At 63.0% G+C, this 12,882-nt stretch carries 14 protein-coding genes; 7 read left to right on the plus strand and 7 right to left on the minus strand.

The window, feature by feature from the left end:
* Window position 1: 1 nt before the first annotated feature.
* Together P2Q66_RS17210 and P2Q66_RS17215 are read right to left on the minus strand one after the other, a co-directional pair.
* Window positions 2–937 (minus strand): sugar ABC transporter permease, encoded by a 936-nt coding sequence (locus tag P2Q66_RS17210; protein WP_275730112.1) that lies wholly within the window; start codon window positions 935–937, stop codon window positions 2–4.
* Window positions 934–2,262 carry an extracellular solute-binding protein gene (locus P2Q66_RS17215; RefSeq protein WP_275730114.1) on the minus strand — a complete coding sequence of 443 codons (1,329 nt, stop codon included), beginning with the start codon at window positions 2,260–2,262 and terminating at the stop codon, window positions 934–936. The genes P2Q66_RS17210 and P2Q66_RS17215 overlap by 4 nt, the downstream gene beginning before the upstream one ends.
* 237 nt (window positions 2,263–2,499) lie before the next feature.
* Here P2Q66_RS17215 and P2Q66_RS17220 point away from each other — a divergent pair, with 237 nt between their 5' ends.
* Complete coding sequence (locus P2Q66_RS17220; RefSeq protein ID WP_275730116.1) at window positions 2,500–3,549, plus strand: LacI family DNA-binding transcriptional regulator; 1,050 nt, start codon at window positions 2,500–2,502, stop codon at window positions 3,547–3,549.
* A gap of 35 nt (window positions 3,550–3,584) precedes the next feature.
* On the opposite strand, the gene P2Q66_RS17225 is transcribed toward P2Q66_RS17220, so the two are convergent.
* Together P2Q66_RS17225 and P2Q66_RS17230 are read right to left on the minus strand one after the other, a co-directional pair.
* Window positions 3,585–4,289, minus strand: coding sequence for a GAF and ANTAR domain-containing protein (locus P2Q66_RS17225; protein ID WP_275730117.1), 705 nt, complete (start codon window positions 4,287–4,289; stop codon window positions 3,585–3,587).
* Between the two features lie 93 nt (window positions 4,290–4,382).
* Complete coding sequence (locus tag P2Q66_RS17230) at window positions 4,383–5,180, minus strand: GAF domain-containing protein (protein WP_079598199.1); 798 nt, start codon at window positions 5,178–5,180, stop codon at window positions 4,383–4,385.
* Window positions 5,181–5,597: 417 nt separating this feature from the next.
* Between P2Q66_RS17230 and P2Q66_RS17235 the strand changes: the two genes are divergently transcribed.
* The 6 genes from P2Q66_RS17235 (at window position 5,598) to P2Q66_RS17260 (ending at window position 10,798) form a co-directional block, all read left to right on the plus strand.
* On the plus strand, window positions 5,598–6,413 hold the full coding sequence (locus P2Q66_RS17235) for a hypothetical protein (protein ID WP_258868518.1): 816 nt from the start codon (window positions 5,598–5,600) through the stop codon (window positions 6,411–6,413).
* A 17-nt stretch (window positions 6,414–6,430) separates the two neighbouring features.
* Complete coding sequence (locus tag P2Q66_RS17240) at window positions 6,431–6,841, plus strand: phage holin family protein (RefSeq protein WP_079598257.1); 411 nt, start codon at window positions 6,431–6,433, stop codon at window positions 6,839–6,841.
* Window positions 6,838–7,533, plus strand: coding sequence for a DUF3618 domain-containing protein (locus tag P2Q66_RS17245; protein WP_275730121.1), 696 nt, complete (start codon window positions 6,838–6,840; stop codon window positions 7,531–7,533). Before P2Q66_RS17240 ends, P2Q66_RS17245 begins: the two co-directional genes overlap by 4 nt.
* Before the next feature lie 595 nt (window positions 7,534–8,128).
* Window positions 8,129–8,590, plus strand: coding sequence for a DUF4383 domain-containing protein (locus P2Q66_RS17250; RefSeq protein WP_275730123.1), 462 nt, complete (start codon window positions 8,129–8,131; stop codon window positions 8,588–8,590).
* Window positions 8,591–8,637: 47 nt separating this feature from the next.
* A complete protein-coding gene (locus P2Q66_RS17255) occupies window positions 8,638–9,420 on the plus strand; it encodes a PRC and DUF2382 domain-containing protein (RefSeq protein ID WP_115524968.1) in 783 nt (260 codons plus the stop codon).
* A gap of 253 nt (window positions 9,421–9,673) precedes the next feature.
* Window positions 9,674–10,798, plus strand: a complete 1,125-nt coding sequence (locus P2Q66_RS17260) for a glutamate--cysteine ligase (protein WP_275730125.1) — start codon at window positions 9,674–9,676, stop codon at window positions 10,796–10,798.
* A gap of 24 nt (window positions 10,799–10,822) precedes the next feature.
* Here the strand turns inward: P2Q66_RS17260 and P2Q66_RS17265 are convergent, their stop codons facing one another.
* The 3 genes from P2Q66_RS17265 to P2Q66_RS17275 all read right to left on the minus strand — a co-directional run bounded on the left by P2Q66_RS17265 (window position 10,823) and on the right by P2Q66_RS17275 (window position 12,864).
* On the minus strand, window positions 10,823–11,914 hold the full coding sequence (locus P2Q66_RS17265; protein ID WP_079598193.1) for an SDR family oxidoreductase: 1,092 nt from the start codon (window positions 11,912–11,914) through the stop codon (window positions 10,823–10,825).
* Between the two features lie 102 nt (window positions 11,915–12,016).
* A complete protein-coding gene (locus P2Q66_RS17270; RefSeq protein WP_275730128.1) occupies window positions 12,017–12,553 on the minus strand; it encodes a gluconokinase in 537 nt (178 codons plus the stop codon).
* Window positions 12,553–12,864 carry a putative quinol monooxygenase gene (locus P2Q66_RS17275; RefSeq protein WP_275730131.1) on the minus strand — a complete coding sequence of 104 codons (312 nt, stop codon included), beginning with the start codon at window positions 12,862–12,864 and terminating at the stop codon, window positions 12,553–12,555. Before P2Q66_RS17275 ends, P2Q66_RS17270 begins: the two co-directional genes overlap by 1 nt.
* Window positions 12,865–12,882 lie beyond the last annotated feature (18 nt).

Below are 12,882 nucleotides of genomic sequence, written 5' to 3' on the forward strand. Positions count from 1 at the left end.
GCTACAGGCCTTCCAATTGGCTGCCCTGCTTGTCCTTGCCCCCAAGGCGCTGGAGGAGCAAGGCAAGTGCAAGGCCGATGAGGACGAGAATGACGGCGATGACGCTTGCCGGGCCCATCAGGTTGGCCCGGAAGCCCCGCAGGTACATGTCCAGCGCCAGGATCCGGGTGGAGTTACCGGGGCCGCCGCCGGTAAGGACGAAGATCAGGTCGAAGTACGTCAGCGACCCCACCACCATCAGGGTGGACGAGGTGATGATGGTGTACTTCAGCTGGGGGAGCGTGATGTGGAAGAACTGCTTGATGGTTCCGGCCCCGTCGATCTCGGCCGCTTCGTAGAGTGATTTGGGGATCTGCCGCACGCCGCCCTGGTAGATGAGCGTATGGAACGGCACGAACTGCCATGCGATCACAAAGATGGCCAGGCCCAGGGCCAGATGCGGGACACCCAGCCAGTCCTGGGCAAGGAAGGGCAGTCCCAGGCCGGTTGCCAGGCCGAAGTTCGGATCCAGCAGGGCCTTGAAGGCGATGGCCACTGCAGCCGACGAGAGCAGCAGGGGCAGGAAGTACAGCACTGCCAGGGCGGCCCGGTAGCGCTGGCTTCCTGCAGTGAAGACACCCAGCAGGAGGCTGATCGGGGTCTGGACGAGCCAGGAGGCGATCATGATCAGGAAGGTCAGCCCCAGGGCGTTGTACAGCCCGGGGTCGGCAAGTACCGAGAACCAGTTGCCCAGGCCCGCCGCCCCGATGGCGCCGATGCCGTCCCAGCTGGTGAAGCTCAGAATGAAGACGCCGGCCAGCGGCACGACGGCGAAGACCAGGAAGAAGAACAACGCAGGCAGCGTCAGCCACGCGAGGGCGGCGCGGCGCTTCCCGGTCTGCTCCGACTCGGTCCTGGCCGCGGCAGTGGTGGGAGCGGTGGAGACGGCGTTACTCATTTTCCGAGGGTGGCATTCATGTTCTCGGCGAACTGCTGCGGCGTGATCGACTTCAGGAACAGCTGGTCGATGTTGTTCAGCAGGGCCTCGGCGGCAGTGGGGCTCAGGGCCTGGTCCCAGGACTGCTGGAAGCTGGGAGCGTTCTTGGCCATGTCGTACACGAAGTTCAGGAAGTCCTTGTCCGGAGAGGTGTTGAGCTTGTCCTCGATGCCGTTGACGATGGGAACGGATCCGGAGTTGATGTAGGTGTCGATCACCGTCTCGGTCAGGATGCCGTCCTTGAAGAACTTCTTCGCCGACTCCTTTTCCTCCTCTGTCGCCTTCGAGGAGATCGACATGTACTGGGCAGGGTTCCCGACGCCGTTCTTGGCGTCGCCCTTGCCGCCGGCAACGGTGGGGAACTGGACGAAGCCCAGCTTTCCGTCCTGGACGAAATTCTGGCCGCCCTTCTTCATGGCGCCGTAGGTCCACGACCCATGCAGCATCATGGCAGCCTTGCCCGTGAACAGCAGTGCCTGGTCCGCGTTGGAGTCTGCAGTGATCGATGAGAAGCCCTTGATGAAGCCTTCCGCCGTCACGAGTTCCTGGATTTTGGTGCCCGTTTCGATGACGGCGGGGTCCAGCCAGGCGTTGGGCTTGCCTTCGAAGATCGCGGTGAAGACGCCGGGGCCGCCGATGCGGTCCAGCAGGTATTCCAGCCACATCATGGAGGTCCAGCGCGACTGTCCGCCCAGTGAGAAGGGTGCCACACCCATGCCGTTGAAGGTCTTGACCAGCGACATGATGTCATCCCAGGTCTTTGGCGGCTGCACGCCGGCCTTTTCGAACAGTTCCTTGTTGTAGAACAGGACGATCGGGGCCACGTACTGGTTGGGAAGCGCGTAGATCTTGCCGTTGACGGTGGCTGCACCGAAGGACGCGGGGAAGAACTTCTCTTTCAGGTCCTTGTTCTCGTCAAACCAGCTGGTCAGGTCGTCCACCTGGTTGGCCTCGGCGTACGTCTTCAGGGTGCCGCCACCCCAGCCGTAGATGATGGTGGGGGCCTGGCCGGCGCCGATGGCGGTCTTGATCTTGGTCTTGTAGGCGTCGTTCTGGAAGTAGGTTACTTCGATCTTGTTGTCGGGGTTCGCCGAATTGAAGGCGTCCACGGCCTTCTGCATGGTGGTTTGGTTCGGCTCACCGGAGAGGTACCACATGCCGGCGCCCCCGCCGGCGCTGGAGGCGCCCGGTCCGGAAGTGCCGCAGGCAGTGGTCGCTGCGACAGCGAAGGGAGTGAGGGCGGCAAGGGCGAGGAAAGAGCGGCGGGACGTCTGGGGCTGCTTCATTGCTTCTCCATCTGGGGTTTGCTTCTTTGCAAGGTGCGGGTCTCTGCCTGACCAGTTCGAAACATTTCGAAAGGGTGATTTAGGTCACGCTCTAAACTAAAGTGGCTGTCTGGTGGAGGTCAATAGGTCGCGGCCGAAATTTTTGGCACAAGGACAGGGCTTCCCTTGACCGTTGCGTTGCTGCTTCTGCAGAATGAAGCTCACGAAAATTTCGAAAGGTTGCGAAGCGTGAGATCGATGAAGATATCAGAGCAGGCCAAGCCGACGCTTGCCATGGTCGCGCTGCAGGCCGGCGTCTCGGCCCCAACCGTTTCGAAGGTGGTGAACGGCCGCGACGACGTGGCGCCGGAGACCCGTGCCCGCGTCCTGGCGGCTCTCGAGCAGGCAGGGTACCAGTCCCCGCTGCAGCGCCGTTCGGCCGGAGAGACCGGCATTGTTGTCGAGGTGGTCATCGACGTCCTGGACTCCGCCTACATGATCGAGGTCCTTAACGGAATCCTGCAGTTTGCCGCCGCTGCCGACGTCGAGATCATGGTCAGCGTCACCGGCCCGTCACCCTCGAACCTGCGCACCCCTGAGCGCCGCGCGCAGCGCATGCTGGATGAAGGCCGGGCGGGAATGATCGTGGTGACGTCCGCTTTCAGCGAGGCGCAACTGCAGGCGTTCCGCCGACGCAAGATTCCCGTTGTTGTCATTGACCCGCTCAACCCGCCCTCAGCGGATGTGGTGAGCGTCGGGGCAACCAACTGGGCCGGCGGCAAGGCCGCGACGGAACATCTGCTTGACCTGGGGCACCGGCGGATCGCGTACATCGGCGGGATAGAAAAGGCCGAATGCAACCAGGCCCGGCTGCACGGCTACATGGCCGCCCTGATGGCCCGGGGCGTCACGGTGGATCCCCAGTACATCGTGCCCGGTGGCAGGTTCCGCCGCGAGAGCGGCGTTGCCGGACTCCAGGCACTGCTCCAGCTGGACCAGCGGCCCACGGCCATCTTCGCCGGAAGCGACGCCATCGCACTGGGTGTCCTCAGCGAAGCGGGCCGACGAGGGGTCAGGGTTCCCGAGGACATCAGCCTCATCGGTTTCGACGGGACAAGACAGGGTGAGGAATCGGTGCCGTCACTCACCTCCGTGGCCCAGCCGCTGGAGGAGATGGGCCGCGCGGCACTTCGGTCACTGCTGCGCCAGGCGCGCGGGGAAGTCCTGGACTCCCACCGCGTCGAACTTGCCACGCACCTGATTGTCCGGGATTCCACCGCCCCTCCCGCGGGCGCTGCAAAGGGATGAGTTTCCGCCGATGCTGCTTCTTTCGCTGAGGGGCTTCAACTTTGGAAGAAGGTAGCGGGGGTTTCTCCGGAGAGGTGGGTGACGATTTCTTTGGCGAGGTCCTGCAGCCTTTTATCGCTGGCCTTCGACGCGTTTGTCAGGATGGTCATGGCCTCGTCCTGGCTGCAACGGTTCTGGGCCATGAGTATCCCGCAAGCGATGCTCACGGGTGTCTGGCCTTCCAGGGCTGACCTCAGCTCTCCTACGGTGTTTTGGGCGTCGTTGATTTTCAGCACGAGGCGGATAGCTTGTGAGGCTGCGCCTGCGAAGGCAGCGGTTTCTTTGATCGTCTGGTCATCGAAGACCCGGCCGGAGGCAAAGAAATTGAGTGCGGCAGTGGAGTCTCTGCCGATGTCTAGGGGCATGCCGAGAACGCTTCGGCAGTTCTGGGAAGCGAGTTCCTGCTGATAGGACGGCCAGCGAGGGTCACTCTCGACATCTTCCAGGAGCACCGGGGCAAGGGTTCGCAGGGCTTCTACGCAGGGTCCCTGGCCCAGGCGCTGCTCAATTTGGTCCAGACGGACAGCGCGCGGGCTGCTGCCGGCGACGGTAACGCGGCGGCTTCCCTCCTGGAATGTGATGCCGCAGTCAATGGTGCTCCGGGTCCGTCCAGTCAACGTGGCGGCGGCGACACCCGACAGGCCACAGAAAAAGGCCTCAACGCTTTCAGCACTGATCAGGAGGTTCTGAAGCTCCATCATGGGCGGCCGTTGTTCAGGGGTCATGGGCATGCCTTAACGTAAACGGGAGCTGTGTCATGGACAATCCCCGGCGCCGTCCCGGGTACGACCTCATCACCGCAACGTCCGTGCGTCAATGTCGTTCTGGGCGATGGCTGCGAGGGACCGAAGTACCAGCTCGTCAGATGCAGTGAACGTCCTGGGTTTCTGGTCGATGACGCACAAAGTCCCAATGTTCCACCCACGCGGACCGTGCAGGGGATAGCCGGCATAGAAACGGATGTAAGGGTCCCCGACGACGAGTGGATTCGAAGCGAATTGCTCATCAGTCAGCGTGTCGTTTATGACCAGCATTGAGTCCCGCTTAACTGTCTCTGTGCACAGTGCGATTTGACGTGGGGTTTCCTCCCGGAGAGGGCCGACAGCGGACTTGAAGAACTGGGCGTCCTTCGCGATCAGTGACAGTGAGGCAGCACCTACGCCGAAGTACTCTCGGGCAGCATTTACTACCCGATCAAAAGTTTCCTCCGCACCTGTGTGGAGGAGGTCAGTTTCCCGCAACGATGCCAACCGTTCCTCCTCTGCCCGTTCAGGGGTAAGAAGGAACCTGCCCGCCGCTCCCAACGCAGCCAAGAGATCTTCATCAGACCTTTTCACCACGCCATCCGGTTGACCGGATCCGCGCGGAATGGACTGTGGGGGAGGCCGCCTTGCCGTGACCTCCTTCCCCTTCGGGTCAGTGCCGTGGCCGTGTTCAAAGTCGGGAAGGGCAAGGACGCCATGAAGGTAGGCGCGCAACTCGAACTCAGAACACGGGGCTTGGCCGAAATAGGAGGGCCAAAGAACCTGCGGTTGCAAACCGTCGACGACCAGTGCTGCAAGTTCCAGCCGCCGCTTCGCCGCTTCATCCATCCCTTCCACCTCCAATCTGGCAGTGCTTCTGGCTACCCCAGCGTTTCGTAGTGCAAGAAGCCATAGTGATAAGTGTACTTATTACCTTAAGGAAGCAGGGCGCCGCTCGGTGACGTCTTGGGTGAGGGCCAGTATGCCTTCGGCGGACGCCGTGGCGCCGCCGTGTCGGACGAGATGACGTTGCAGCTTGTTGGTTTCACCCGGCACCGGCGTCCTTTCAGTTCGAACAGTCAGACCGGCTTCACGTCCATGCCACGAAAGCGGGGGCGGCGGGACGCCTTGGCGAGTGTCGCTCCCAGTACGACGGATGCCATCCCACCAATAAGTAGAAAGGCTACTTACTATTTATTAGTAATCATGCTTACTATTACGTCAGTGCTGATGCATCGATAGCAGCTGACGTGACGGAAAGAGAGCATGATGACAGAAAATCAGTGGACCAACGTTTCGGGGTCGTCCTCGCAGGACACCGAGATTATGACCGTCGGAACTACCCCTTCCGTTACCCCGGCGTCCGAAGGCGCCCCCGGATCCAAAAAGCAGGTCGCGAAGGAAGAAGCTTCCAATGTCGCCGGGCATGCCACCAGCGCCGCGCAGGGTGTTGCCCAGACGGCGAAGGAAGAGGCCGCCCATGTCGCCTCTGAGGCAAAATCCAACGCCAAGGATCTGCTGTCCCAGGCGAAATCGGGTCTGTCCGGCCAGGCAGGCACCCAGCAGCACAAGGCTGCGGAGGGTATCCGCACCCTTTCCAGCCAGCTGCAGACCATGGCTGAGGCACCCGAGCAGCAGGGCATCGCCAGTGACCTGATCCGGCAGGCTGCCCAGCGCAGTGAAGCGGTGGCTTCGTGGATCGAGAACAAGGAGCCTGGCGACCTGCTCGGCGAGGTCCAGAGGTTCGCGCGCAACCGTCCCGGCACGTTCTTGCTACTGGCAGCAGGGGCAGGGATCCTCGTGGGCCGGCTCGGCCGCGGCCTGCAGGCAGGAGCCCCGGGATCCCAGGGTTCCGCTGGCCAGCGACCCCTTACATCAGGGCAAACCCTTCGGACGGTTGAAGCTCCGGCCCGGCAGGAGAGCGCGTTTGCCTCCGGCAGCGCCCCTGAATTTTACGAAGAGCCCATTGTGGCCGGCGGAGCTCCGGTATCCACCTCGGCCCTGCCCTCAGGCACAGCGGAAGATACGCCCCTGCGCTTTGAGGATGACCCCTACGAGTCAAAGGAAGGACGTCACCTGTGAGCAGCCAGATACCGGAGATGCCGCCGAGTGAGGCGCATCAGAAGGCGGATAACGCGTCGCTGGGTGAGCTGCTGGGTGATGTGACCCGGGACCTGTCCACCCTGATGCGCCAGGAAGTGGAGCTTGCCAAGGCTGAAGCCAAGCAGTCCGCCACCAAGGCCGGGAAGGGCGCGGGCATGTTCGGCGGCGCCGGCGTGGCCGGACACTTCGTCCTGTTGTTCCTGTCCCTGGCGCTGATGTTCGCCCTGGGCGCCCTGATGCCGCTGGGCTGGGCCGCCGTGATCGTCGCCGTGATCTGGGGCATCATCGCCGCGGTCCTGGCCTCGATGGGGCGCAAGGAACTCAAGCAGATCAAGGGCATGCCCCAGACCGGCGAGACACTGTCTGAAATTCCCCCAACCCTAAAACCAGGTGAGGTAAACCGATGAGCGATAACCCGGATGCAATTCGTCAGGAAATAGAAGAGACCCGCGCACGCCTGGGCACCAACGTGGACGCGGTCGCGGACAAGGTCACACCGTCCAACATCGTCCAGCGCCAGACCGAGAAGGTGAAGGGCAGCGTCAAGGACGCAGTTACGGGGGTGAAGGACAAGGTCATGGGAGTCGCCGATTCCGCCACGACCACTGTTGGAGACAAGGTGTCCACCGTTCAGGACAAGGTCTCCTCCGGGACCGGCCATGCCGGTAACGCCCTGCACTCCACCGGCGACACCCTGCACGGGGCAAAGGACACCGTTGCCAGCAAACTCTCCGATGCCGGTTCCGCTATCAGCGCCGCCCCGTCACAGGTCAAGGCCCAAACCCAGGGAAATCCCCTGGCAGCAGGTTTGATCGCGTTCGGGGCCGGGATGCTCGTCTCGTCCCTGATCCCGGCCAGCCAGAAGGAGCGCGAAGCGGCCGACCAGCTGAAGACCGCCGCGCAGCCACTGGCCACCCACGTTACCGACGCGGCCAAGGACATGGTCCAGGACCTCAAGGCACCGGCCCAGGAAGCCATGGAAAGCGTCAAAGCCACCGCCGCTGACGGAATGCAGAACGTCAAAGCCGAGGGCCAAAGCGCTGCGAGTGACGTCAAAGACCGCGCAGCAGATGCCAAGGACAACGTCCAGAACACATGAGCGGCCGGGACCAGGTCCCCAAGCCTCCCCCCGACCCAGCGGGGAGGCCGCCGGACCCCGACCAGCAACAACCCGCTGCCGGCGGGCCGCGGCACATGAAGGCACAGCCGGGGACCGTTCCGGAGCAATGGGCCACCCACAGGCTTGTCAGCATTGCGGCCCGACTTGATGAGCGCCGGCTCAACCGACGGTTGGCCAGGCTCGGACTGACCACAGGATCACTGGACGCACTCGAGACAGCGGCGGAACTGGAACCAACCACGGCGACGGATCTTGCCGACATGCTCTGCGTGAGCCGGCAGAGCCTGGGCAAGGTGCTGCGGCGGCTGCAAAGCCTCGGATTCCTGACCAAGGAACCAGGCAGGGACGGCCGGAGCGCCGACATCTACCTCACCCCGGAAGGCCGGGCCGTCCTTTCCGCTGCCGGAAACCTCATTCGTGAGGGCACCGAAGCGGAAGCACCTGATGAGGTGTTGTTCCGCCGACAGCTGGAACAACACATCCTTCGCCTCCGGAACTCTGAGCGGAACACCGCCGCCCGGCACACAAACAGCGGTCGGCAAAGCAAAAATCTCACTACGACAGGAGCAACAATATGGCGACAACAAACCGGACTACCGGACCCAAAACCACCCTTCAGAAAGCTGCCCAGGCAGTAGGCGCTGTCTTCCTGCTGGTCGGAGTCCTCGGCTTCATTCCGGGCATCACCAGCAACTATGAAGCGCTCTCCTTCGCCGGACACGGCTCAGAAGCACTCCTGCTGGGCATCTTCCAGGTCTCGATCCTGCACAACATCGTCCACCTGCTCTTCGGCGTCGCCGGGATCCTGATGTCCCGCACCAACACACAGGCCCGCAGCTACCTGCTCTACGGCGGCGTCATCTACCTCATCCTGTGGCTTTACGGCCTCATCATCGGCCACGACACCCCCGCCAACTTCGTCCCGGTCAACACCGCGGATAACTGGCTGCACTTCGTCCTCGGCATCGCCATGATCGCCCTGGCCATCCTGCTCTCCCGCAACACCACGCGCACCGCCGGCTCCACCCACCGCTAACCAGCGCCCCACGCCGGATTCATCAACAGCATTAGAAGGAGAACATCGTGCTTAACACTGAAAACCTTTCTGCACTGACCACCGCCGGCGGCAATGTCATCGGTTCCGACGGAACCAAAATCGGATCCATCGGGCAAATCTACGTTGATGACCAGACCTCAGAACCCACCTGGGTCACGGTCAAGACCGGGCTCTTCGGAACCCATGAGTCCTTCGCCCCGCTGGGCTCCGCTTCGCAGGACGGCAACGACATCGTCGTCGCCCACACCAAGGACAAGGTCAAGGACGCGCCCCGTGTCGCCCCTGACGGGCATCTGGAACCCGCCGAGGAAGACGAGCTCTACACCTACTACGGTCTCTCCAACGGCTTTAGCCGTCACGGTGACGCGAACACTGCTGACGCCGCAGCCGTAGGCCGCGGCACGGTGGGTCACGACACTTCAGGACCCACCACGGACGAGGCGATGACCCGGTCTGAGGAGCAACTGCACGTCGGCACCCGGAAGGAAGAAGCTGGCCGTGTGCGGCTGCGCAAGTACGTAGTCACCGAGAACGTCACCACCACCGTCCCGGTCCAGCGCGAAGAGGTCCGCCTGGAACGCGAGCCCATCACCGATGCCAACAGGGGCGCCGCTCTGGACGGCCCTGCCATCAGCGAAGAAGAACACGAGGTCATCCTCCATGAGGAACGCCCCGTGGTGGAAAAGGAAGCCGTCCCCGTCGAACGCGTCCGCCTGGACAAGGAAACGGTGACCGACGAGCACACCGTCACCGAAGAGGTCCGCAAGGAAAACATCGACCTCGACGACGACGCCCGTACCAACCGCTAACGGCCGGCAACCACCCGGAGAACACCCGGGACCGTCGATGAGACCGCCATGGTCCGCTTTCCGTTGGGGGGCGGGCCATGGTCTTTTCCAGGGTCCTCCGGACCACTTCGTATGTGAAAATGGGGCGGGTTGAGCATGCAACCCGCGGACCTACGCCGAGGAGCTAAGTGGCTTACGTTATCCGGAAGAACGGCGGTGTCCGAGCAGCTGAGTGGGTGCACGCGGGGGATCTTCACGTCCTGGGCGGGTTGCGATGACGCGCAGGATGGGTGTTGAGGAGGAGTTCCTGATTGTCGACGGCGAGAGCGGGAAGCCCCTGCCGCTGGGCGAAGTCCTGGAACAGCTCAGCGATTTTCCCCGCCTAACCAGCGAAATGAAGCAGGAACAGATTGAAACCTGCACCTTGCCGCGGGTCACCCTCGCCGAAATCGCCGATGACATTACCGCCGGGCGGAAGAGCGCCGACTCTGCGGCCAGGCGGGCAGGAGCGCGGGCGGTTGCGTTGGCAACTTCGGCGCTGCCGGTCGAGTCCACCATCGCCCCGGGTGAACGATGTGGCCAGCTGATGGAAAGGTTCGGGCTTACCGCTGTCGAACAGCTAACCGGAGGCTGCCACGTGCACGTGGAGATCGAGTCCGAAGAAGAAGGCGTCGCCATCTTGGACCGCGTCCGGATTTGGCTGCCCGTCCTGCTGGCCATCAGCGCCAATTCACCGTATTGGAACGGAGTGGACTCCGGCTACGCGAGTTACCGCTGGCAGGCATGGAGGCGGTGGCCCACCACCGGAGCAGCCGGCATTTACGGCTCCGCTGCTGCGTACCACCGTGAAATCGGGCAGATCCTCAGCTCCGGCGTGCCCTTGGACAAAGCCAACCTGTACTTGGACGCACGGCTCAGCCACAAGCACCCGACCGTAGAGGTCCGGGTCGCCGACGTGTGCCTGTTTGCCGACGACACCGTCCTGCTGGCGGCCTTGGTCCGCGGGTTGGCGGAAACCGCGGCACGGCAGTGGCGCGACGGCGTCAGTCCATTCCCCACTTCGGCTACCCAACTGCAACTCGCGTCCTGGCAGGCCAGCCGCTACGGACTGCAGGGTGAGCTGGCAGACCCGATAACAGGAAAGCCCCGGGGCGCCTTTGAGGTGGTAACGGCGCTGATGGACCACCTCCGGCCGGTGCTCGAGGAACAGGGAGAGTTCAACACCGTCGAGTTCCTGCTGTTCCAAGTCCTGAGCCGGGGGACCGGTGCAGCCGTGCAGCGGGGCTCCTACGCGCGTGGCGCAAGCACACGAGATGTGGTCACCGATGCCGTTCACTTCACCTGCCTTCCGGTGACCCCACTGCGGGCGGCAACAAACAGCAGCAGGTTGACCCTCTGACGCGGTCGCAGGTAGCGCGACCGATCAGGGGATGAGGGTCTCCGCACGGTACCGGTTGAAGAGTGTGGTGAAGGAATCCAGTGTTCGGCGATAGCCGGTGAACCCGGCGTCCCGGCTTTTGCCCATATCCGTCACTACCTCGATGTTGCGGCCCAGGTCGCCGTCGGTGTGCCACCAGGAGGCGACGCGGTCCAGGTCCGGCTCGCTGAGGTTATGGCGCCGGGCAAGTTCCCTCCACTGGTCTTCGCGCCCTGCCATGGACTGCTCGAGAGGCCGGGGCTCACCCTGGTACCCCTCCCATTCCAGGCCGAAGTAGGCTGCGAGTTTCGGCCACATCCATCGCCAGCGGAACACATCACCGTTGACGATGTTGAAGGCCTCGTTTGCGGCTTGAGGCGTCGTGGATGCCCAGAGCATGTGCTCTGCGAGTAAACCTGCGTCGGTCATGTCAGTCAGGCCGTTCCACTGCGTTTCGGACCCGGGAAAGACAAACGGCTCCCCGCTCTCCCTGCAAAGGGTGGCCTGGGCGGCGAGCGTAAGTCCCATATTCATGGCGTTGCCCACCGCATGCCCGATGACCGTGTGCGCGCGGTGCACGGACCAGGTGAACCCCTGCTCGGCCGATGCGGCCCAGAGCTCATCCTCCTGCGCGTAGTAAAAGTTCGCCACCGGCAGGCGCGGCTCCTCCTCGTGGAAAGGTGTGTCGGCCATTTCTCCTGCCGCGTAGGCCTCAAAGGGTCCGAGATAATGCTTTAGGCCGGTCATCAGGGCAACGTGGCTCACGTCTTTGCCGCGGAGTGCGGCGAGCAGGTCACGCACCATGCCGGCGTTGACCCTGATGTTCTCCTCCTCGGTGGCACGGCGCGACCATGCTGTGAAAAAAACGTGCGATGGATTCTCCGGCTCAAGCACATTGGCCAAGGCTGCGGCCGAGGTCAGATCCGCCGAAAGCCACCGAACCCCGGCGCGCTCCGCTCCGGGCCGGCGGGACAAGGCAAGGACGTCCCAGCCCTCTCCCGTCAAGGTGTCCACCAACGCGGATCCCGCGATGCCCGTGGCTCCTACCACCAAAGCTGTACGCCGGGCGCCTGATGTTGACTCTGTACCGGTAATCATGGTCCTCCTCAGATGTGCTGCTCCTGCCACTTGGGACAAGCCCGGACCCTGAGAAGATATTCCTGCAGCCCGGCTAGGCGCTCGGAGGCGTGGGGCAGAAATTTATCTTCCGTTCTGATCGGTACCGGCGGGTACTGCGGGATGCACTTGGTGCAGATTCGCCAGAATTTCCTCGGTGAGTGCTTCTATGCCGCCTTCGGATGTCACAGTCATTCCGGCTTCGGCTGTCCCAAGGGTCTCAAGTGTCTCAAGCTGCGAGGTAAGGAGGGATGGAGGCATGAAGTGTCCTGGGCGCTGGGCCAGCCGCTCCGTCAGTACCGAAGGGTCGACCTTTAAGAGGATAAACCTGGTGGAAGGAGCGGCTGCGCGGATAGCGTCACGGTAGGCGCGTTTGAGGGCCGAACAGGCAACCACGATCCCCTGGGGGTGTTCGGCCGCGAGTTCTTCGCCGACCAGGCGAAGCCATGGCCACCTGTCTTCATCGGTGAGCGGTATGCCAGCTGTCATTTTTTCGACGTTCGGCAAAGGGTGCAGGTCGTCAGCGTCCTTGAAGGTTGCCCCGAGCCGGGCTGCCAGGGCAGCGCCGACCGCAGTCTTGCCTGCACCACACACGCCCATGACGACAAGAGGGCTGTGCACTACAGCGCTCCCTGTTGTGCTGTTCCCGCGGGGATCGGAACCATCCGGGTCACTACGACAGGCTTTTCCAGCAGGCCTTCGAGGGAGGCGTTCAGGCGTTTGACCGGTTCACCTTCGCCATGGGCGTCCAGCAGCGCGGCTGATTCCCATTTCTCAATCATGAGGATCTGGTTGTTGGGGGCTTCATGGATCGCGTAGAGCAGGCAGCCGGGTTCCTGATGCACTTCGCTGATTGCGGGGGTTAGGGCGGCGACGACCTGGTCGAAGGCGCCTTCCTTCGGGCTGAAAGCTGCAGTGACAATGATGGTCATGCTGGGGTTCTCCTTGCT

This window comes from Arthrobacter sp. Cr_A7 (genome assembly GCF_029222765.1).
In the GTDB taxonomy this organism is placed as follows: Bacteria; Actinomycetota; Actinomycetes; order Actinomycetales; family Micrococcaceae; genus Arthrobacter.

Bases quoted from the DNA above. Each gene is read 5' to 3' on its own strand.
- P2Q66_RS17260 (WP_275730125.1), top strand. From the start codon at position 9,674: ATGACGCGCAGGATGGGTGTTGAGGAGGAGTTCCTGATTGTCGACGGC.
- P2Q66_RS17225 (WP_275730117.1), bottom strand. From the start codon at position 4,289: ATGATGGAGCTTCAGAACCTCCTGATCAGTGCTGAAAGCGTTGAGGCC.
- P2Q66_RS17235 (WP_258868518.1), top strand. From the start codon at position 5,598: ATGATGACAGAAAATCAGTGGACCAACGTTTCGGGGTCGTCCTCGCAG.
- P2Q66_RS17215 (WP_275730114.1), bottom strand. From the start codon at position 2,262: ATGAAGCAGCCCCAGACGTCCCGCCGCTCTTTCCTCGCCCTTGCCGCC.
- P2Q66_RS17240 (WP_079598257.1), top strand. From the start codon at position 6,431: ATGCCGCCGAGTGAGGCGCATCAGAAGGCGGATAACGCGTCGCTGGGT.
- P2Q66_RS17250 (WP_275730123.1), top strand. From the start codon at position 8,129: ATGGCGACAACAAACCGGACTACCGGACCCAAAACCACCCTTCAGAAA.
- P2Q66_RS17210 (WP_275730112.1), bottom strand. From the start codon at position 937: ATGAGTAACGCCGTCTCCACCGCTCCCACCACTGCCGCGGCCAGGACC.
- P2Q66_RS17230 (WP_079598199.1), bottom strand. From the start codon at position 5,180: ATGGATGAAGCGGCGAAGCGGCGGCTGGAACTTGCAGCACTGGTCGTC.
- P2Q66_RS17220 (WP_275730116.1), top strand. From the start codon at position 2,500: ATGAAGATATCAGAGCAGGCCAAGCCGACGCTTGCCATGGTCGCGCTG.
- P2Q66_RS17245 (WP_275730121.1), top strand. From the start codon at position 6,838: ATGAGCGATAACCCGGATGCAATTCGTCAGGAAATAGAAGAGACCCGC.
- P2Q66_RS17265 (WP_079598193.1), bottom strand. From the start codon at position 11,914: ATGATTACCGGTACAGAGTCAACATCAGGCGCCCGGCGTACAGCTTTG.
- P2Q66_RS17275 (WP_275730131.1), bottom strand. From the start codon at position 12,864: ATGACCATCATTGTCACTGCAGCTTTCAGCCCGAAGGAAGGCGCCTTC.